Below are 20634 nucleotides of genomic sequence, written 5' to 3'. Positions count from 1 at the left end.
TTCAGGAGGAGGCGGCCTCCATGGTCCCGGCTTCCTCGATGGCCGTCCAGGAATGGGTGATCTTGGCGACCGCTCCCAGCATGATCGAGGCGGAGCAGTACTTCTCCTTGGAGAGCTCGATCGCCCGCTCGACTTTGGCCGGCGCGAGGTCCCTCCCCTTGACCCGGTAGTCGATATGAATGGCCGTGAAGACCTTGGGATCCGTCTCGGCGCGCTCGGCCGTGACCTCGACGTCGCAATCCGTGACCTGCTCGCGGCCCTTCCTGAGGATCTGAACCACATCGAACGCCGTGCAGCCGCCGAGCCCGATCAGAAGCATCTCCATGGGGCGGATGCCGACGTTGCGTCCGCCATATTCGGGCGCCCCGTCCATGACGACGGCATGGCCGCTCCCGGACTCGCCCACGAACATCATGCCGTCGACCAGTTTGACCCGCGCTCTCATTGGGGTTTCGTCCTTGCTGTGCTTGAGGTGTCCTGCTCACCTTATACCGCTAAACCAGGGCGATGAGGCAATTCCAGCTAGCCGGTCGTTCTGTCCTCAGGCTATGACACGGCCGAAGCGACCAGGAATTCCATCATGAAGCCTTCCACGGACATCACGCGGCTGATCGAGATCATGGCGGCCCTGCGCACGCCCGAGACCGGCTGTCCCTGGGATCTCGAGCAGGACTTCGCATCGATCGCCCCCTACACGCTGGAGGAAGCCTACGAGGTGGTCGACGCCATCGAGCGCGGCGATCTGGCCGATCTCCGGGAGGAACTCGGCGATTTGCTGCTTCAGGTCGTCTTCCACGCCCGCATGGCGGAAGAGCAGGGCGCGTTCGCCTTTCCCGACGTGGTCGACGCCATCACGCGCAAGCTCATCAGGCGTCATCCCCACGTTTTCGGAGACATCAGGGACCTGTCGCCCGAGGACGTGAAAAGCCTCTGGGACAGGATCAAGTCGGAAGAGAAGGCCGAGCGGCGCGCCGACCGCGAGGCACTCGGGCAGTCGCCCGAAGCGCACGAGGCCGGATTCCTCGGCGGAATTCCGACTGCCCTGCCCGCTTTGACCAGGGCCCAGAAGCTGACATCGAAGGCCGCCAAGGTCGGGTTCGACTGGCCCGAGGCAACACAGGTCATCGATAAAATTCACGAGGAACTGGAAGAGGTTAAGGACGCATCTTCATCCGGTGATCGAGACAGGATCGAAGACGAGATCGGCGACCTGCTGTTTTCGGTGACCAATCTCGCCCGGCATTATTCGATCGATTCCGAGCGCGCCCTCCGGCGGACCAACGCCAAGTTCGAACGGCGCTTCAAGGCGATCGAGACGGCTCTTGGGGCGCAGGACAGGAGCCTTGATGAAGCGTCGCTCGACGAGATGGAGCGGCTCTGGGTGGCGGCGAAGCTCGCCGAGCGGAAATCCGGCTCGGCCCTATAGGACGCGCGCCTCGGGAAACCTGTTCAGGAACCGGGGTTCCTTGCCGGAAACAAGCCGGACCTGAAGGATGGTGTGCCCATTCTCCTTCGTCCGGCGCTCCAGGATCTCCGTGTTCTCGTGCAGCCAGGCGAGCCCCTGCCCGTCTTCCGGAGCCACGTCGACCTCGTAGGTCGGTCGTCCCAGAGCCAGGTGCTGCTCGATCGTGGCGAGCAGTTCGGGGATGCCGTCGCCGGTCAGGGCCGAGATGAGGATCGGCCGCCGCTCCTCGTCCGTCCGGTGGGATGTGGCGGACAGCCGCTCACGGTCCTCGGGCGACAGGAGATCCGCCTTGTTCCAGACCTCGACGACCCGCTTCGTGTCATCCGGATCGATCCCGAGCTCCCGCAGGACGACGGCGACGTCGCCGGCCTGAGCCTCGGTCTCTCCGTGGGATACGTCCCGGACATGAAGCAGGACATCCGCTTCGACCACATCCTCCAGGGTCGCCCGAAAGGCAGCCACGAGCATCGTCGGCAGATCGGAGATGAACCCGACGGTGTCCGACAGAATGGCTTTCTCCCCATGCGGCAGCTCAATGGCTCGCGAGGTCGGATCCAGGGTCGCGAACAGCATGTTCTCGGCCAGGACATCGGCCTGGGTCATCCGGTTGAACAGGGTCGACTTGCCCGCATTGGTGTAGCCGACCAGGGCGATGATCGGATAGGGGACCCGCCGCCGGCTGGTCCGGTGCAGGGAGCGTGTCTTCACGACGCTCTCCAGATCACGCTCGATCCGGGTCATGCGCTCCTGGATCAGGCGCCGGTCGGCCTCGATCTGGGTCTCGCCCGGCCCCCCCAGGAAGCCGAAGCCGCCGCGCTGGCGCTCGAGGTGAGTCCAGGAGCGGACGAGACGGCCCTTCTGGTAGGACAGATGGGCCAGCTCGACCTGGAGTGTGCCCTCTTTCGTGCGGGCCCGGCGCCCGAAGATTTCGAGAATCAGCCCGGTCCGGTCGATGACCTTGGCACCCCAGGCCTTCTCGAGGTTTCTCTGCTGCACCGGACTGAGGGCGCAGTCCATCACCACGAGCCCGACCTCTTCGGCCCGGATCAGACCGGCCAGCTCCTCGACCTTGCCGCTGCCGATGAACGTGGCGGGACGCGGCGACGCAAGAGGCGCAATCAGCGAACGCACGATGGTCAGGTCGATGGCGAGGGCGAGGCCGGTGATCTCGTCGAGGCGCGCTTCGGGAGGGCGTGGGTTGCCGCCCTCACCGTCCGATTCCACCGATGCGCGCCGCCTGCGGGTCAGATAGGGGCCGATCACAAGGGCTCTTGTGCCGGCTGCAACCTCTTTTTCAGGTTCGGCAAGCTGGGCGAGACGTTCTTCCCCAGGGCTGCGTGGTTCGGTCACCTCAAGCCTTCTCGCCAGCCTCGTCGATCTGGTCGAACAACTGCACGGGCTGTCCTGGCATGATGGTGGAAATGGCGTGTTTGTAAACCAGCTGCGAATGACCATCCCTGCGCAGAAGGACGCAGAAATTATCGAACCAGGTCACGACGCCCTGAAGCTTCACCCCGTTCACGAGAAAGATCGTCAGGGGGATTTTCTGCTTCCGAACATAGTTCAGAAATGTGTCCTGAAGATTCTGCGCGCGATCGCCCGCCATTGAAGTTGCCTCGCCAGCCCATCGCCGCCGGTCTTGGCTATGGGGCCGCCTGAATATGGTTGTCCGCTTTCGTGCGGTCGGTGACCGGCAGATCTATTACAGGGCGAACGGCAGCGTTCGGCAAGGGGGGCGCAACAGTTCTACCCCCTCGGAGCATATTTTCCCGTGGATTGTAGGTTTTCGTTCTTTTCCGACCTGCAGAACCCTGTCCCGCCCGGTACCGGAGAACCCCTATCCTCCGATTCCGAGGGATTTCAGCTTCCGGTGCAGCGCCGAGCGCTCCATGCCGATGAACTCCGCCGTTCTCGAGATGTTGCCGCTGAAGCGCGCGATCTGCGCCAGGAGATACTCGCGTTCGAAGATCTCGCGCGCCTCCCGGAGGGGCAGGCTCATGAGCTTCTCTCCCCCTGCCCCGCCCGGAGTGCTCGGCACGAGGGCGCCGATCTCGGATGGCAGCATGTCGGCCGTGATCTCGGCGTCGGGATCGCCGGAGGTGAGAATCATCAGCCGCTCGACATTGTTGCGGAGCTGTCGCACGTTGCCGGGCCAGTCGTGCGACTGGAGGACCGCCATGGCGTCCTCGGCGATGCGCCGTTTCGGGAGGCCGGTCGTGGACGAGATCTGCTCCATGAAGAACTCGATCAGCTCGGGCACGTCCTCGCGCCGCTCCGCCAGGGACGGCACGCGAATCGGGATCACGCCGAGCCGGTGGAAGAGATCCTCGCGGAACTGGCCTGCCGCGATGGCTCCAGGCAGGTCGCGGCTGGACGAGGACACGATGCGCACGTCCACATGAACCCGGGTCGTTCCGCCGACGCGCTGGAAGTTCTGGTCGACCAGGACACGCAGGATGCGGTTCTGCGTCTCGCGCGGCATGTCGGCGATCTCGTCGATGTAGAGGGTACCCCCATGGGCCTCCTCCAGGGCTCCGACACGGCGTCCTCCGCCCTCGCCGCCTTCCGTACCGAAAAGCTCCGCTTCCATGGTATCGGGCGTGATCGTGGCGGCGGAGAGAACGACGAACGGGCCGTTGGCGCGGGTGGACAGGCCGTGAACCGTCCTGGCGGTCAGCTCCTTGCCCGAGCCGGGCGCTCCGGTGATCAGAATGCGCGCATTGGTCGGCGCGGCCCGCTCCACCGCCTGGCGGAGCTGGTTGATGACGATCGACCGGCCGGCGATTCGGCTCGCCTGAACCGAACGCGAGCGCAGGTCGCGGACTTCGCGCTTCAGGCGCGAGGCCTCCAGGGCCCGCTCGGCCACGAGGACGAGCCGGTCGGCCTTGAAGGGCTTCTCGATGAAGTCGTAGGCCCCGGCCTTGATGGCCGAAACCGCCGTCTCGATGTTGCCGTGGCCGGAGATCATCACAACGGGCAGATCCGGGTGCTGGGACTTGATGATCTCCAGGACCTGCAACCCGTCGAGCCGGCTTCCCTGAAGCCAGATGTCGAGGAAGACCAGGTGGGGGCGCCGCGTTTCGATGGCCGCCAGGGCGTCGTCGGACGTGCCGGCCGTCCGGGTCCGGTGTCCTTCATCCTCGAGAATGCCGGCCACCAGCTCACGAATGTCGACTTCGTCGTCGACGACGAGAATATCAGCGCTCATAGGCTTGCCCTGCGAGAGTCATTTCGGCTGGAAGCGGCCGATGCCTCTTCCGATGCAACGTGCTTCGTCTTGGGGATCCACATGCGAACCTGCCCGCCCCTGCCTGCGGGGTTGTCGGCGAGTTCCATGCCACCTCCATGGTCTTCCAGAATCTTGGCAACGATCGGCAGGCCCAGTCCGGTTCCGCCCTCGCGCGTCGTCATATAGGGCTCGAGGAGGCGCTGGCGGCCTTCCACGGGAAACCCCTTGCCGTTGTCCGTGATCGCCAGGATCAGATAATCCGGGTGGGTGTCGTCGAGCAGCACCGAAATCTGCCCTTGGCCCCGCTCGTCTTCCGGCACCGCGGCGATCGCTTCCGTTGCATTCTTGACGATGTTCGTCACCGCCTGCGACACGAGCCTTCGATCGAAGGGCGCGATCAGGGAGCCGGCCGGAACCTGATCGATGAACGCGATCTCCGGATGGGCGATCTTCATCATGAAGATCACCTGCCGGATCGTCTCCGTCAGGTCCTCGTCGCCGATGGTGGGCTTGGGCATGCGGGCGAAGGATGAGAACTCGTCGACCATCCGCTTGATGTCGTCGACCTGCCGCACGATGGTATCCGTGCACTGGTCGAACACTTCCCGGTCGGTCGTGATCACCTTGCCGTACTTGCGGCGGATGCGCTCTGCCGAGAGCTGGATCGGCGTCAGGGGATTTTTGATCTCATGGGCGATGCGCCGCGCCACGTCGGCCCAGGCCGAGGTGCGCTGCGCGACCACGAGATCCGTGATGTCGTCGAGGGTGATGACGAGATCCCGCAGGCCTCCGCGCGCCTGTTCGCTGGTCACGCGAACATCGATGGTGCGCTCCCTGCCCTTCCGGGAGATGTGAATCTGCTGCTGCATCAGGCGCTGGCGCCCCTGGTTCATCTCCTCGACCAGGGAGGCGACCTCCGGCAGAACGGTTGTGATCGGCTGGCCGAGCAATTCCTTGTGGGACGTGCCGAGCAGGGCCTCGGTCGAGGGATTGACGATGGTGATCTGGCCCCGGGCGTTGACGCCGATGACGCCAGCCGACACGCCGGCCAGAACCGCCTCGGTGAATCGCCGCCGCCGATCCATGAGGTCGCTGGCGGCCGTCAGGCCATCATGCTGGCGGCGCAGTTCGGAGGTCATCTTGTTGAAGGTCTCGCCCAGATGTCCGAGATCGCCCTCCCCCCGGCGAACCGGAACCTGGACGTAGAAGTTGCCGGTCGCCACCTGGTCGGTCGCATGGATGAGGCGCCGGATGGGAGCGACGAGGCGGTTGGCGAAGTTGAGCCCGAACCAGACCGCAGACAGCAGCACGATCAGGGCGATCAGCGTGAACATGGACGCGAAGGCGAATTGCAGCCCGGCCTTTCGCTGGTCGAGCGCCGCGTAAAAGGCCACGCCGTTTTCGGCCACTGCCGGGAATTCGATCGCCTGGCGGTCGACCTCGCGGGCCACATAAAGAGTTCGATTGCTTCCGTCGTTGAGCTTGAGGACAGATCGCAGGATGTTGCCCGTGCCGGGGAGTAGGCAGAGAGCTTCTTGCGTGTTGGCATCCTCGATATCTGCCGGCGTGGGCTCGGGAAGATCCGGAAGCGGCTTGCCGAGGGCTCTCTCCAGAACCGTGCCGTTAGGCTCCACGACCATTGCGACAGGCAGGCCGAGAAAGCGGGCGCGCGAGCTCATGAAGTCGCGGAAAAAGTTGCGATCGGTGTTGTAGAACGCAATCGCGCGACTCAGGTCCGCGGCCAGGAGTTGCGTTTCGCGGGCAAGGGTCCGGCATTGAATCTCACGGTACGAATAGGCAATCGCGACCGTGTTCGTCATCAAATCCTTGATGTTGCTCGTCAATCGCGAGTCGAGGCCACGTTCGAACGAGACCGAGGCCGCGCCGGCGATGAGAATGGCCGGCACTCCGGCCACGAGGGTGAAAAGTCCCACGATCCGAACATGAAGGCCCGCGGCGGCCGCTCCCTGGATCCTTGCCCGGATGAGCTTCTGGGACTGCCAGGCAACGATCCCGAGCAGCAGGGCAATGAGGACGCCGTTGAGGATGAAGACCCATTGCACGATGCTGTTCGTCGGAGGGATCGGCGTCGCACCCGCCAGGATCAGGAACGTGACCAGCGCCGAAGCGAGCGCCGTCGGCACGGCGACGTAACCGACCCAGATCAGCCAGTTGTGGCCCGTCTCGGACGAACGGTGTTGTTCCATCGTGCTCTGGTCGGTCAAGATCCGAGGCCCCCAAGGGGTGCTTTCGGTTCAGCACCCTGTCATTGGGTGATGCACCAACACAACACTGTGGTCAAATTATTACAGCCGGGAAGGCTCAGCCGCGGTTGGACCGGACCACCATGAGCTCGAGATCCCTCACCTTCTTGCGCAGGGTATTGCGGTTGACCCCGAGAAGCTCGGCCGCCCGGATCTGGTTCCCGCGCGTGGCCGCCAGGGCCGCTCCGATCAGGGGACCTTCGATTTCGCGCAGGATGCGGTGATAGAGGCCCGGAGGCGGAAGCGTGTCTCGGAAGCCGGAGAAATACTCGTTCAGGTGCCGTTCCACGGCTTCCGACAGCCCCTCCGAACCCTGCTGGGATGCCTGGGAGACCTTCCCGACAGGCTGGGGCGTCAGCAGCGGCTGCGAGTCGAGTTCCGCGTCGATGATCGCGCCGGTGATCGTATCCTGCGGATAAAGGGCGGCCAAGCGCCGCACGAGATTCTCGAGCTCGCGCACGTTGCCCGGCCAGCGGTACCGTTTCAGCCGGTCCATGGCCTCCGCGTCGAGCTGCTTGCGGGCGAGCCCCTCCTTCTCCACCAGCATGAAGAAGTGACGCGCCAGGTCCGGAATGTCCTCGACGCGCTCGCGCAGGGGCGGGAGGCGCAGGGGAACCACGTTGAGGCGGAAATAGAGATCCTCCCGGAACAGGCCCTGCTGGATCAGCACGCGCAGGTCCTTGTTCGTGGCGGCCACGATCCGGACGTTGGTCTTGATCGGAACCCTGCCGCCGACCGTCGTGTATTCGCCCTGCTGAAGGACCCGCAGGAGGCGCGTCTGGGCCTCCATGGGCATGTCGCCGATCTCGTCGAGGAACAGGGTGCCGCCCTCGGCCTGCTCGAATCGCCCGGTGCTGCGGGCGGTCGCGCCGGTGAAGGCGCCCTTCTCGTGACCGAAAAGCTCGGATTCGATCAGCTCGCGGGGAATCGCCGCCATGTTCACGGCCACGAACGGGCCCTGCCGGCGCTTGCCGTAGTCGTGCAGCGCCTTCGCGACGAGTTCCTTGCCGGTGCCGGACTCGCCCGTGATCATGACGGTCAGGTCCGTGGGCATGAGACGGGCGAGCGCCCGGTAGATCTCCTGCATCGCGTGCGAACGGCCCACGAGCGGGATGTCCTCGTTCTCGGGCGACGGGCCGGCCCCGGTCGGGACGTTCCGGGGCCGGGACAGCGCCCGGCCGACGACCGCCACGAGTTCCTTGAGGTCGAAGGGCTTCGGAAGGTACTCGTACGCTCCGCGCTCCGAGGCCTTGATGGCCGTCATGAAGGTGTTCTGAGCGCTCATGACGATGATCGGCAGGTCCGGCCGCATCTTCTTGATGCGGGGCAGAAGGTCGAAGGCGTTCTCGTCGGGCATCATCACGTCCGTGATGACGAGGTCGCCCTCCCCCTGGGACACCCACCGCCAGAGGGTTGCGGCGTTGCTGGTGGAGCGAACCTCGTACCCGGCCCGCGAGAGGGCCTGGTTCAGGACGGTCCGAATGGCTGCATCGTCATCGGCGAGAAGGATCTGTCCGCTCGGCATCGCATATGTCTCACAAATCGGATCCGCGCCCGTCGTCGGCGCGGTGCATGGGCAGGAGGATTCTGAATGTGGTTCGTCTCGGCGCGGGTTCGCATTCGACAATGCCGCCATGATCCCCGACGATTTTCGCCACCAGCGCGAGACCGAGGCCGCTGCCCTGGACCTTCGTCGTGACGAAAGGATCGAACAGATCGCTCATCAGTTCCGGGGGAATGCCGGGACCATTGTCGATGACGCCGAGCTCGATGGGCAGGCTGACCCGCTCCTGGGAGCCCGGGACCTGGAGCCGCACGCCGGTCCGGAAGGCCGTCGACAACACGATCTCCCCGTCCGGGGCATCGATGCCGACGGCCTCGGCGGCATTCTTCACCAGGTTCAGGATGACTTGGATCAGCTGATCCCTGTTGCCGAGCACGGGTGGAAGGGACGGGTCGTAGTTTTCGACGAAACGGATGTGCCGGGCAAAGCCGGACTGGGCGAGGCGCTTCACGTGGTCGAGCACCCCATGGATATTCACCGGCCCCCGCTCCACCGGCCTCTCTTCGCCGAACAGCTCCATGCGCTCCACGAGCTTCACGATCCGGTCGGTCTCGTCGCAGATGAGGCGCGTCAGCAGGCGGTCGTCCTCGCTGGCGGATTGCTCGAGGAGCTGTGCCGCGCCGCGAATGCCGGAGAGCGGATTCTTGATCTCGTGCGCCAGCAAGGCCCCGAGCGCGGTGATCGACCGGGCGGCTCCACGGTGGGTCAGCTGGCGGTTCATCTTGTCAGCGATCGTCCGCTCCTGGAGCATGAGGATCACGCTGTCGGCCTCATCGCCGAGCGGGCTGGCCGAAACGTCCACGATGCGTTCCGCACCCAGGCGCGGGCTGCCGATGTCGACCCGGTGCTCGCTGACGCTGGAGCCCCGCTGGCGGACATCCTCCACCAGCGCCATCACGGGCGAGCCGAAGGGCAGCAGGTCGCCGAGCTTCTGGCGCAGCATCATGCGCAGGCTCATCTCGAAGAACGACTCGGCCGCCGCATTGGCATGGACGATCCGTTGCTCCGGCCCGACGGTCAGAACCGGAATCGGAAGCGCGTTCATGATCAGGTCGTTGATGGCCGCCACCGTCATGCCGCCTCCCGGCCCCGCTGCCCGTAAAGCGAGCTCAGCAGCGCGAGCACGGTCCTGGGCTCCTCGGAGGTCACCAGAGCCGCACGAAGCCCCGGCGCGACGGGAAAGCCAGCGGCGGCGGCCGCGTCGGCATAGGCGGCCAGGTGCTTGCGGGCATGCCGCACGCCGACCTTCTCGCCATAGAGCGACAGCAGCCCCGCATAATGTTCGAGGGCGATTTCGGTCATGTCCTCCGGGGACGGATCGGGTACGGTCACGCCCTGGAGGGCGCCGCCGATCTGGCCCACGAGCCAGGGCCTTCCAACCGCGGAGCGCCCTACCATCACGGCCGCCGCACCCGAGGCCGACAGGCAGCGCCGGGCATCGTCGAGCGACCCGACATCGCCGTTGGCGATGACAGGAATGCTCACCGCATCGACGACGTCCGCGATGGCCGTCCAGTCGGCCTGCCCTTTGTAGAACTGCTGGCGCGTCCGGCCGTGCACGGTCACGGCTTTGACGCCCAAGGCCTCGGCCCTGCGGGCGAGGTCGGGAGCGTTGATCGCGCCCTGATCCCAGCCGAGCCGCATCTTGACGGTCACGGGAACGCTCGCGGCCGTGACGGTCGCGTCGATGAGCCGGGCAGCGTGATCGAGATCCCGCATGAGCGCCGATCCCGCGAAGCCACCGATCACGCGCTTGGCCGGGCAGCCCATGTTGATGTCGATGATCCGCGCCCCCGCGGCCTCGGCCACCCGGGCGGCCTCCGCCATCCAGCGCGGCTCGCAGCCGGCCAGCTGCACGACGTGAGGCTCGATCCCGGCGCCTTCCGCCCGGAGCTGCGCCTCCTCGGAGCCTTGCACCAGCTCGTCCGACGCCACCATCTCGGATACGACGAGCCCGGCCCCCAGACGCCTGGCGATGCGCCTGAATGCGACATCGGTCACTCCGGACAAGGGTGCGAGAATGGCCGCCCTCTCGACCCGGACCGGACCGATGTGAAAGCCGCTTGCGCCTAATTTTTGATCAAAACTCATTGTGCCTAATCAATAGCCATTTCGCCCGCCGGTGCAAGCCCCTCTCACGGGGATTTGCTTTCCCGACCCCTCGCGCTTAGGAGAACGTTCGTCGCGGAGATCTCGCCCGGATGTCAGTTGCCGCCCTCATCGTTGCCGCAGGCCGTGGATCGAGAGCCGGGGAAGGAATCCCGAAGCAGTACCGCCTGGTGCACGGGCAATCCGTCCTCGCAGGAACGCTCCTCGCCTTTGCTTCCCACCCGCGGATCACCCGGGCCGTCGTCGTGATCCACCCTGACGACCGGGCGCTTTATGAGGCAGCGGTCCGGGGTTTGCCATCCGTCACACCGGCACTCCTGCCATGCGTCCATGGCGGTGCGACGCGGCAGGATTCGGTTCGCAGCGGATTGGACGCGCTGGCGGCTTCGGACCCCGAGATCGTCCTCGTGCACGATGCGGCCCGCCCCTTCGCGAGCCCTGACCTGATCGACAGAGCCATCGAGGCTGGCCTCCTCTGGGATGCGGCCGTCCCGGGGATTCCGGTCACGGATACGATCAAGATCGTCGGGGATCGGTCCGAGGTGGTCTCCACCCCGGATCGGTCGGCGCTCAGGGCGGTGCAGACCCCGCAATCCTTCAAGTTTCCGCTCCTCCTCGACGCACACCGCAACGCGGCGGCCTCGGGCCTTCATGGTTTCACCGACGATGGCGCCCTGGCGGAATGGGCCGGGCTGACGGTTCACGTTTTCGAGGGCGAAGCGGGCAATGTCAAACTGACCCATCCTGGGGATTTCCAAGAGGCCGAGCGGCGCATGACAAGCCGAGACACCACATACCTGACCCGCCTTGGAACCGGCTTCGACGTGCATGCTTTCGGCGACGGCGACCATGTCTGGCTCGGCGGAGTCAAGGTTCCTCACGACCGCGGGGTGGTCGCTCATTCGGACGGCGACGTGATCCTTCATGCCCTGACGGACGCTATCCTCGGGGCCCTGGCCGACGGGGACATCGGCACCCACTTCCCGCCGAGCGATCCGCAATGGCGCGGCGCCTCCTCCGACCGGTTCCTCTCCCATGCGGTGGAGCTCGTCCGCCGTCGGGGCGGGATGGTCGATCATCTCGACGCGACCCTGCTCTGCGAGCTACCGCGGCTCGGCCCCCATCGGGAGGAGATGCGGCAGAGGATCGCGGAAATCGCCGGCCTGCGCGTCGACCAGGTCTCGCTCAAGGCGACGACCACCGAGAAACTAGGCTTTACGGGCCGCCGCGAGGGCATTGCCGCGCAGGCGGCCGCCACGATCCGCCTGCCGGAGACAAGTCCATGACCCCTGAATTGGTGAACCGCGCCGCAGCGCTCCTCGAGGCCTATCGCGGGCGGGGCCTGAAGATCGCCACGGCGGAATCCTGCACCGGAGGCCTCGTGGCGGCGTTGCTGACGGAGATCTCGGGCTCTTCCGCTGTGGTGGAGCGTGGCTTCGTGACCTATTCCAACGAGGCGAAGACGGAGCTGATCGGGGTCCCGGCCGAACTGATCGTCTCCGAGGGCGCCGTCAGCGAAAAGGTCGCCCGGTCCATGGCGGAGGGCGCCCTCGCCCGTTCGCGCGCCGACGTGGCTTTGGGCATCACGGGGGTTGCCGGCCCGACCGGCGGGACGGCCGCGAAGCCGGTCGGTCTGGTGCATTTCGGCCTCGCCCGAAAGGGGGCCGGGACGGTGCACCTCGAGCGCCGCTACGGCGACCTCGGCCGGGAGATTGTGCGTCGTCGGGCCGTCGAGGACGCCCTGTCCCTGCTCGAGCAGGTTCTACGCTGATCAGGCGGTCTTGGCCCCGGCCCGGGACGCGGGCGGCGCGCCGTAGATCTCGTCCGCCCGCTCCTCGAAGGCTTCGGTGAACTTGCGGAAGGCCTTGTCGAAGACGCTGCCCATCAGAAGCCCCAGCGCGAAGCTCTTGAACTCGTAGTTGATGTAGAAATCCACCTCGCAGCCGCCCGGCGCCTCGCGGAATGTCCAGCGGTTCTCGAGATACTTGAAGGGCCCGTCCACGTACTCGACCGTGATCTTCCGACGTGGATCGTCGAGGGTCACCCGGGTGGTGAAGGTTTCCCGGATGGCCTTGTAGCCCACCGACATCGTGGCGACGAGCGACTCGATGCCCTCCCCGCTCTGGACCCGGCGCATGACCCGCAATTCTTCGCAGAGCGGCACGAATTCCGGATAGCGCTCCACATCGGCCACCAGGGCGAACATCTGAGCCGGCGTATGCTGGACGGTGCGCGTGGTGCGAAAGGTCGGCATGCTCAGGCGGCCTCTTTGACGGTTGCAAGCGTGGCCTCGAGGGCCGGGATCTCGGAGCGGGAGCGCAGCACGTAAACCTGCTGATCGGGGCGCAGACGCTCCAGCATCCGGGCTGTTTTCGGCCGCATCCGTCGCGGGTAGGACCAGATCCAGCGCATGAAGGACCAGTCGAACCGTTCCGGCCCGGCGTCGCCCAGATCGGCCCGGGGGCGACCGTAGTTCCTCGCCACGCGCCAGAGAACGCTCGACGCGCATCGCCAGCGCGGCAGGTCGAGCCAGACGATGGCGGTCGCCCGGGGAACACGAATATCGAAGGTGCTGGCGTAGTTGCCGTCCATGACCCAGGCCGGCCGGGCCGCGAGGGTCTTCACCCGCTCACGCCATTCGGCCCTGTCGGGCACGGTCCAGCCGGGGCCGAAATACTCCCGGTCGAGGTGGATCAGCGGCAGATCGAGGCGCCCTGCGAGACGGCTCGCCAGGGTGCTCTTGCCCGCGCCCGGGCTGCCGATCACCAAGATGCGCTGCATGCCAAGTCCGAACCGTGTCCGTCAGGTTTCAGCCGAGCTTCGCCAGACGAGCCGCCTTCAGCTTGGCAAAATCCTCTCCCGCGTGGTGCGACGAGCGCGTCAGCGGGGTCGAGGAGACGAGGAGGAAACCCTTGGCATAGGCCGTGGTTTCAAAGGCCTTGAATTCGTCGGGCGTCACGAAGCGAATCACCGGATGGTGCTTCTTGGTGGGCTGGAGGTATTGGCCGATGGTCATGAAGTCCACATCGGCAGAGCGAAGATCGTCCATGAGCTGGAGAACCTCGTTCCGCTCCTCGCCCAGGCCGACCATGATGCCGGATTTGGTGAAGATCGTCGGATCGAGCTCCTTCACCTGCTGCAGCAGGCGGATGGAGTGGAAGTAGCGGGCCCCGGGCCGGACCTTCAGGTACTTGGACGGCACGGTCTCGAGGTTGTGGTTGAACACGTCGGGCTTGGCCGCCACCACGATCTCGAGTGCGCCGGGCTTGCGGAGGAAGTCGGGCGTCAGGATCTCGATGGTGGTCTTCGGCGAACGGGCCCGGATGGCCCGGATCACGTCGGCGAAATGCTGCGCGCCGCCGTCCGCCAGGTCGTCACGGTCCACGGACGTGATGACCACATGCTCCAGGCCGAGCTTCTCCACGGCCTTGGCGACGCTCTCGGGCTCGTTCCGATCGAGGGCCTGCGGCAGGCCGGTCTTCACGTTGCAGAACGCGCAGGCCCGGGTGCAGGTGTCGCCCATGATCATGAAGGTGGCGTGCTTCTTCTCCCAGCATTCGCCGATATTGGGGCAGCCGGCCTCCTCGCAGACGGTGACGAGCTTGTTCTCGCGCACGATCCGGTTGGTCTCGGCCCATTTCGGCGAACCGGGAGCCTTCACGCGAATCCATTCGGGCTTGCGCTGCTGAACGGGCTGGTCCGGCCGATGCGCCTTTTCCGGATGGCGGGGGCGTTGGTCCTTGTTGAGGAGGTCGAGAACGACGGCCATGAAGCTACAATCCCTGGGCGAGGGAACCCTGCCCTTCCTGATCTGCCGCTGATTTAAGACGTCCGGCGGACATTCGCAAATGCTCAGATGGCAGGCCTGCCCTATCGTTGCATCGTGACCGGGGTTTCCCGCCATCGACGGGCTCGCGGGGATGCCGCCGCTGCGCCGCTCCGTGCCGTTCCGGATCGAGCTCTTCGGACATGATCAGCTCCACGTCATCACGCCGGTGATCTCCCTTCCGTGGCGGCGGCGTTTCTCGGATCGGGATGGCCGGCCATGACGTGCGGAGGGCGTCAGGACGTGAGGGGCGTCAGCGACGCGACGCGAACTCGGCCGCCAGCTCGGGATAGCGCTCCATCGGCGGCAGGCTCTCGAAGCTGTGCAGGGCCGGTGTGGTGGCCCATGGGAGCTTCTCGCTCGTATAGGTCTCGATGAACGGCGGGAACCGGCCCGGGTCTTCGAGCATCGCGGTGCGGACGTTGACGAACTCGTCCATGCCCTCGGGCCGGGTGAAGAGCCAGCTCATGCAGTGCGGGCAGAAGAAGTGCCGCGTGGCACCGTGCAGTCCGCCGATCACGGGCTCGCCCTGCAGCACGGCAAACCGGTCGCTCGGATAAAGGACGCTCAGCGAGAAGGCGCTCGCGGTCATGCGTTGGCAACCCTCGCAATGACAGGCCATGGCGATGATGGGATGCCCATCGACACGAAACCTGACCCGACCGCACCGGCACCGGCCCTCGTGCCGATTATCCGAACCCGCCATGTCCCCCTCCTCTTCAGAGCTGGAGGGCAAGATTGCTGCGGATCGCTGGCGGGCGTCAACGCCACTGGACCTGAACGCTGATCGCTGCGCCGCGGCGTCCGCCCGGGATGCGTTCAGAGCCCGGACCGCATGGCTCCGTCGAGAATCCTGAACACGCGCTCGTCCCCGCACTGGGCCACGTTGAAACGCATGAAATCGGCGGCGGTCTGCGCCGGGCTGAAGACATTGCCGGGCGCGAGCACCACGCCGCCCCGAAGCGCGTGCCGCGCCACGTCGGCGGCGTTCAGGCGATCCGGCAGACGGCACCAGAGCAGCATGCCGGCCTCGGGTTCCAGCCACGGTTCGATGCCGAGGGCGCGCAGACGCCGCAGAGTGTCCGTCCTCGCCTTCGCAAGGCGGACCCGCAGCCCGTCCAGGTATTTGCGGTAGGTGCCGCTGCCGAGGACGCTGAAGACGAGATCCTGCGACAAGGGACTGCTGGCAAAGCCGGTGGCGATCCTGAGATCGACCAGCCTGTCGATCCAGTCCGTCCTGGCCGCGATGTAACCGCACCGGAAGGAGGCTGAAAGCGTTTTGGAGAAGCTCCCGATCCGCACCACGCGGTCGAGGCCGTCGAGAGCGGCGAGTCGCGGCGCCGGCTCCCTTTCGAAATCGGCGAAGATGTCGTCCTCGACGATGAGGGCCCCATGGGTTTCGGCGAGCTTGAGCACCTTGTGGGCCGTCGCGGCTCTCAATGTGGCGCCGGTCGGGTTATGGAGGCCGGAGGTGGTGATGTAGAGGCGGGGCCGGTGCTCGGCGAGCGCCGCCTCGTATGCCACGAGGTCGGGCCCCTCCGGGGTATAGGGGACGCCGACGATCTTCGCGTGATGGGCACGCAGAACGGCCAGGAAGTTGAAATAGCAGGGATCGTCCACCAGGACCGCATCGCCCGGTTGCAGCAGGAGCCGGCATACGAGATCGATCGCCTGGGTGCCGGATTCGGTCAGCAGGATCTGGTCCGGACCGGCATGAAAGCCCTGCTCGGCCATGCGGCGCGACAGGAGCTGACGCAAAGGCGCCAGTCCTCCCGGCGTGCCGTAATCGGTCAGCTTCGCGGTTTCCCTGGTCCGGGCGAGCTGGCGGAGGGCGCGGCGGATGTCTTCATCGGGCATCCATTCGGCCGGAAGCCAGCCGCAGCCGGGCTTGAGCATCGCCGGCCCCGCCTCCAGGGACTGTCGCGACACCCAGAACGGGTCGACGGCCCGGTCGAGGCGCGGCCCGAGCTCCGCGAGAGACAGGGGCGGCGGCGCCGCCGCGCTGAAGAAGCCGGAGCCCGGCCTCGACCGGATGACGCCTTCCGCCGCCAGCCGGTCATAGGCCTCGACGATTGTGGACTTGGACACGCCCATCGTCGTGGCAAGGGCGCGGATCGACGGCAGCTTCGCGCCCGGGTTCAGGGACCGGCTTGCGATCCGCGCGCGGACCGCCTGCATGACATGCTCCACCCGGGTTCCGGGCGGGCGATTGGTTCCGAGCTCATCCACTGTACTGCCTCCATGACCATGACAGTTCGGATGAACTGTACTGGACCGTACCTGGAAAAACCATGTGATCGAGCCGAGAAGATCATCCCGCGGAGGCACGGACATGGACCGGACGAAGACAGGATGGATCAGCGGCTTCGTCGGCGTGCTGATCTTCAGCGGCTCGCTGCCGGCCACGCGCGTGGCCGTGGCGGATTTGGATCCCCTGTTCCTGACAGTGGCGCGGGCCTGCATCGCCGGGCTCCTCGGCGCCGCCCTGCTGATGATCCTGCGCCAGAAGCGCCCGGCCCGGTCCGACCTTGCCGCCCTCGGGATCGTGTCGCTGGGCGTCGTCATCGGCTTCCCGCTCCTGACCGCCTTGGCGCTCCGGCATGTCACGTCGGCCCATTCGATCGTGTTCATCGGCCTCCTGCCCCTGGCGACAGCGGTCTTCGGGGTGCTGCGGGGGGGCGAGCGGCCGCAGCCGGCCTTCTGGGTCTTCTCGGGGCTCGGCGGCGCGATGGTGGCCGGGTTCTCGCTGCTCCAGGGATTCTCGGCCTCACCGGCCGGCGATCTGCTGATGGTCGGGGCGGTTCTTCTCTGCGGGCTCGGCTACGCCGAAGGCGCGACGCTGGCGCGGCGGCTCGGCGGATGGCAGGTCATTTCCTGGGCCCTGGCCCTGTCGCTGCCCGTCACGGGGCCGCTGACGCTTCTCACATGGCCCGACTCCCTGGGTGGAATCGGCCTCCCGGCATGGCTCGGGCTCGCCTATGTGTCCCTGTTCTCCATGCTGATCGGCTTCGTGTTCTGGTACCGGGGCCTCGCCCTGGGAGGCATCGCCGGCGTGGGGCAGCTGCAGCTCCTGCAGCCGTTCCTCGGCCTCCTCTGGGCGGCCGCCCTTCTGCACGAGACGGTCGGGTGGTCGATGATCGCCGCCACGCTCGCGGTGATCGGCTGCGTGGCCGGCGCGAAGAGATTCGCCAGGCCCGAGAGGGCGGGCGTCACGCTTCTGCCGAAGGTCCGGGCGGGCACCCGCTCCTAACATCCGGCGATCAATCCGTGGTCACGGCGGTCTCGACGTCGGACGGGTCGACCTGCCGGTTGAGGCCCGCATTGAGCTTGTCGCGGTCGAGCTCGCCCTCCCACCAGGCCACGACCACGGCGGCCACGCCGTTGCCGGTGATGTTGGTGAGCGCGCGCACCTCGCTCATGAACTTGTCGATGCCGAGGATGATCGCCATTCCGGGCACGAGGGCCGGGTTCACCACCGCCAGGGTCGCGGCCAGCGTGATGAAGCCCGCCCCGGTGACGCCGCTGGCGCCCTTCGAGGTGAGCAGCGCCACGAGCAGGATGGTGAGCTGCTGGCTGAGGGTGAGGTCGTAGCCCAGCGCCTGCGCGATGAACAGGGTCGCCAGGGTCATGTAGATGTTGGTGCCGTCGAGGTTGAACGAATAGCCGGTCGGGACCACGAGGCCCACGACGGATTTCGAGCAGCCGAGCCGTTCGAGCTTCTCCATGAGCTGCGGCAGGGCGCTCTCGGACGAGCTGGTGCCGAGCACGATCAGCAGCTCGTCCTTGATGTAGCCGATGAACTTGAAGATGCTGAAGCCCACGATCCGCGCGATCACGCCCAGCACGACGAAGATGAACAGCGCCGCCGTGGCATAGAAGGTCACGATCAGGCCGAAGAGGTTTCCCAGCGCCGAGGGGCCGTAGCGCCCGATCGTGAAGGCCATGGCCCCGAAAGCCCCGATCGGGGCCGCCTTCATGACGATGGCGATGACGCCGAACATGCCATGCGCCACGTCGTCGATGATATTGCGGACCGTCTCGCCCCGCTCGCCGAGAACCAGGAGGGCGAAGCCGAACAGGATCGCGAACAGCAGGACCTGGAGGATGTCGCCCTGGGCGAAGGCCCCGACCACGCTGTCGGGAATGATGTGCAGAAGGAAATCGACCGGCTTCTGCTCGGCGGCCTGCTTGGCGTAGCCGGCGACTGCGGCCGGGTCCGGCGTCCCGGCGAACCCTGCGCCCGGCTTCACGATATTGCCGACGAGAAGGCCGATGACGAGCGCGAAGGTCGACACCACCTCGAAATAGACGAGGGCCTTGATGCCGACCCGTCCCACCTTCTTGGCGTCCTGGATGTGGGCGATGCCGGACACCACCGTGCAGAAGATGATCGGCGCGATGACCATCTTGATGAGCTTGATGAAGCCGTCCCCGAGGGCCTTGATCCAGTCGCTCTTGGCCAGGTCCGGGAAGAGCCAGCCGACGAGAATGCCGAGAAAGATGGCGATCAGAACCTGGATGTAGAGAACCTTGTACCAGGGCTTCCTGCGGGACTGCGAGGTCCGCACCTCGTCCCTCATTGCGACGCTTGTCATCGCCGCCTCCTCCCGTGCCGACGGTCTGGGCGGCTGTCCCCGTCGTCAGACGGCGCAGCCAGGGCCGTTTCACCGGTCCTGGCTGGTTAATTCCTGGAACTCGCCTTGGGTCCACGCAAAGTTGGGGACCGGAGCGCCTCAGATGTGGATCACCCGGTCGTAGGCATCCATGACGCTCTCGTGCATGGTCTCAGAGAGGGTCGGGTGCGGGAAGACGGCGTGGATCAGGTCTTCTTCCGTTGTCTCGAGATTCATCGCGATCACGAAGCCCTGGATCAGCTCCGTCACCTCGGCGCCGACCATGTGGGCGCCGAGCAGCTGGCCGGTCTTCTTGTCGAAGATCGTCTTCACCAGGCCGTCGGGCTCGCCGAGCGCGATGGCCTTGCCGTTGCCGATGAACGGGAAGCGGCCGACCCGGATGTCGTAGCCCTGCTCCTTCGCCTTGGCCTCGGTGAGGCCCACGGAGGCGATCTGCGGGTTGCAATAGGTGCAGCCCGGGATCTTGGCCTTGTCCATGGCGTGGGCATGCAGGCCCTTGATGGTCTCGACGCAGATGACGCCCTCGTGCTCCGCCTTGTGCGCCAGCATCGGGGGGCCGGCCACGTCGCCGATGGCGTAGATGCCGGGCACATTGGTCCGTCCGAGGCCGTCCGTGACGACCACGCCCCGTTCGATCTTCACCCCGAGCTTCTCCAGGCCCAGATTCTCGATGTTGCCGACGACCCCGACCGCCGAGATCATCCGCTCGGCGGTGATCGTCTGCGTGCCGCCCTTGCCGTCGTCGATGGTGGCCGTGATGGAGTTCGCGCCCTTCTCGACCTTGGTGACCTTGGCGCCCGAGAAGATCTTCATGCCCTGCTTCTCGAAGCGCTTGCGGGCGAGCGCGGCGATTTCCGCGTCCTCCACCGGCAGGATCTGCGGCATGACCTCGACCACGGTCACGTCCACGCCCATGGTGCGGTAGAAGGAGGCGAACTCGATCCCGATGGCGCCCGAGCCCATGACGATGAGCGACTTCGGCATGGAAGGCGGCACCATGGCCTCGAAATAGGTCCAGATCAGCTTGCCGTCCGGCTCGATGCCCGGCAGCGCCCTGGGGCGCGCGCCGGTCGCCACGATGATGTTCTTGGCCTGGTAGGTCCCGGGCTCCAGCACGCCTTTCGGAACGGGGTTCTGCGGCTGCATGGCGGGCTTCTTCGGGGCGGTCACGACCACCTCGCCGACCTTCGAGATCGTCGCCTCGCCCCAGATCACGTCGACCTTGTTCTTCTTCAGCAGCATGCCGACGCCGCCGTTGAGGCGTCCCGAGACTCCGCGCGAGCGGTTGACGATGGCGGCCGCGTCGAAGCCGATGCCCTGGGCCGACAGGCCGTAATCCTTGGCGTGCTCCATGTAGTGGTAGATCTCGGCCGAACGCAGGAGCGCCTTGGTCGGGATGCAGCCCCAGTTGAGGCAGATGCCGCCCAGATGCTCGCGCTCCACCACGGCGGTCTTGAACCCGAGCTGGGCCGCGCGGATCGCCGCCACATAGCCCCCCGGCCCGCCGCCGATGACGATGATGTCGTACTGGTTTGCCATAGTG

General features: G+C 66.2%; 19 protein-coding genes. 4 read left to right on the top strand and 15 right to left on the bottom strand.

Annotated elements, in window-relative coordinates; genetic code table 11:
- Position 1: 1 nt before the first annotated feature.
- A complete protein-coding gene (locus NF876_RS11745; protein ID WP_262268978.1) occupies positions 2–445 on the bottom strand; it encodes an OsmC family protein in 444 nt (147 codons plus the stop codon).
- Positions 446–580: 135 nt separating this feature from the next.
- Here NF876_RS11745 and mazG point away from each other — a divergent pair, with 135 nt between their 5' ends.
- Positions 581–1426, top strand: a complete 846-nt coding sequence (gene mazG, locus NF876_RS11740; protein WP_262268977.1) for a nucleoside triphosphate pyrophosphohydrolase — start codon at positions 581–583, stop codon at positions 1424–1426.
- On the opposite strand, the gene hflX is transcribed toward mazG, so the two are convergent.
- The 7 genes from hflX to dusB all read right to left on the bottom strand — a co-directional run bounded on the left by hflX (position 1421) and on the right by dusB (position 10613).
- Positions 1421–2815: a GTPase HflX gene (gene hflX, locus NF876_RS11735; protein WP_262268976.1), complete on the bottom strand. Its 1395-nt coding sequence runs from the start codon at positions 2813–2815 to the stop codon at positions 1421–1423. The two genes, mazG and hflX, sit on opposite strands and share 6 nt — an antisense overlap.
- Position 2816: 1 nt before the next feature.
- The gene (gene hfq / locus NF876_RS11730; RefSeq protein WP_009491222.1) at positions 2817–3071 is read right to left on the bottom strand and encodes an RNA chaperone Hfq; all 255 of its coding nucleotides are present in this window, start codon (positions 3069–3071) and stop codon (positions 2817–2819) included.
- A gap of 231 nt (positions 3072–3302) precedes the next feature.
- Positions 3303–4673 carry a nitrogen assimilation response regulator NtrX gene (gene ntrX / locus NF876_RS11725; RefSeq protein WP_262268975.1) on the bottom strand — a complete coding sequence of 457 codons (1371 nt, stop codon included), beginning with the start codon at positions 4671–4673 and terminating at the stop codon, positions 3303–3305.
- Entirely contained in the window at positions 4670–6901 is a 2232-nt protein-coding gene (locus NF876_RS11720) for a sensor histidine kinase NtrY-like (protein WP_262268974.1), read from the bottom strand. Before NF876_RS11720 ends, ntrX begins: the two co-directional genes overlap by 4 nt.
- 115 nt (positions 6902–7016) lie before the next feature.
- Positions 7017–8483: a nitrogen regulation protein NR(I) gene (gene ntrC, locus NF876_RS11715; RefSeq protein ID WP_262268973.1), complete on the bottom strand. Its 1467-nt coding sequence runs from the start codon at positions 8481–8483 to the stop codon at positions 7017–7019.
- Between the two features lie 10 nt (positions 8484–8493).
- The gene (locus NF876_RS11710) at positions 8494–9597 is read right to left on the bottom strand and encodes a two-component system sensor histidine kinase NtrB (protein ID WP_262268972.1); all 1104 of its coding nucleotides are present in this window, start codon (positions 9595–9597) and stop codon (positions 8494–8496) included.
- A complete protein-coding gene (gene dusB / locus NF876_RS11705) occupies positions 9594–10613 on the bottom strand; it encodes a tRNA dihydrouridine synthase DusB (RefSeq protein WP_262268971.1) in 1020 nt (339 codons plus the stop codon). Before dusB ends, NF876_RS11710 begins: the two co-directional genes overlap by 4 nt.
- A 110-nt stretch (positions 10614–10723) precedes the next feature.
- Between dusB and NF876_RS11700 the strand changes: the two genes are divergently transcribed.
- The gene (locus tag NF876_RS11700; protein WP_262268970.1) at positions 10724–11917 is read left to right on the top strand and encodes a bifunctional 2-C-methyl-D-erythritol 4-phosphate cytidylyltransferase/2-C-methyl-D-erythritol 2,4-cyclodiphosphate synthase; all 1194 of its coding nucleotides are present in this window, start codon (positions 10724–10726) and stop codon (positions 11915–11917) included.
- Entirely contained in the window at positions 11914–12402 is a 489-nt protein-coding gene (locus NF876_RS11695; RefSeq protein WP_262268969.1) for a CinA family protein, read from the top strand. Before NF876_RS11700 ends, NF876_RS11695 begins: the two co-directional genes overlap by 4 nt.
- Here the strand turns inward: NF876_RS11695 and NF876_RS11690 are convergent, their stop codons facing one another.
- The 5 genes from NF876_RS11690 to NF876_RS11670 all read right to left on the bottom strand — a co-directional run bounded on the left by NF876_RS11690 (position 12403) and on the right by NF876_RS11670 (position 16686).
- Complete coding sequence (locus NF876_RS11690; RefSeq protein ID WP_262268968.1) at positions 12403–12885, bottom strand: type II toxin-antitoxin system RatA family toxin; 483 nt, start codon at positions 12883–12885, stop codon at positions 12403–12405.
- A gap of 2 nt (positions 12886–12887) precedes the next feature.
- Positions 12888–13412, bottom strand: a complete 525-nt coding sequence (locus NF876_RS11685; protein WP_262268967.1) for a P-loop NTPase family protein — start codon at positions 13410–13412, stop codon at positions 12888–12890.
- A gap of 28 nt (positions 13413–13440) precedes the next feature.
- On the bottom strand, positions 13441–14400 hold the full coding sequence (lipA, locus tag NF876_RS11680) for a lipoyl synthase (protein WP_262268966.1): 960 nt from the start codon (positions 14398–14400) through the stop codon (positions 13441–13443).
- A gap of 310 nt (positions 14401–14710) precedes the next feature.
- A complete protein-coding gene (locus NF876_RS11675) occupies positions 14711–15163 on the bottom strand; it encodes a GFA family protein (protein ID WP_262268965.1) in 453 nt (150 codons plus the stop codon).
- A 113-nt stretch (positions 15164–15276) separates the two neighbouring features.
- Positions 15277–16686, bottom strand: coding sequence for an aminotransferase-like domain-containing protein (locus NF876_RS11670; protein ID WP_373696645.1), 1410 nt, complete (start codon positions 16684–16686; stop codon positions 15277–15279).
- A gap of 103 nt (positions 16687–16789) precedes the next feature.
- On the opposite strand from NF876_RS11670, the gene NF876_RS11665 reads away from it, so the two are divergent.
- Positions 16790–17707: a DMT family transporter gene (locus NF876_RS11665; RefSeq protein WP_262268964.1), complete on the top strand. Its 918-nt coding sequence runs from the start codon at positions 16790–16792 to the stop codon at positions 17705–17707.
- 10 nt (positions 17708–17717) lie between these two features.
- Here NF876_RS11665 and NF876_RS11660 read toward each other — a convergent pair whose 3' ends face one another.
- The gene (locus NF876_RS11660; RefSeq protein WP_262268963.1) at positions 17718–19052 is read right to left on the bottom strand and encodes a dicarboxylate/amino acid:cation symporter; all 1335 of its coding nucleotides are present in this window, start codon (positions 19050–19052) and stop codon (positions 17718–17720) included.
- A gap of 138 nt (positions 19053–19190) precedes the next feature.
- Complete coding sequence (gene lpdA / locus NF876_RS11655; RefSeq protein ID WP_262268962.1) at positions 19191–20630, bottom strand: dihydrolipoyl dehydrogenase; 1440 nt, start codon at positions 20628–20630, stop codon at positions 19191–19193.
- Between the last annotated feature and the right edge of the window lie 4 nt (positions 20631–20634).

This window comes from Microvirga yunnanensis (genome assembly GCF_025460875.1).
The sequence above is the reverse complement of the archived record's forward strand: the minus strand, read 5'-3'. Positions and strand labels throughout refer to the sequence as shown.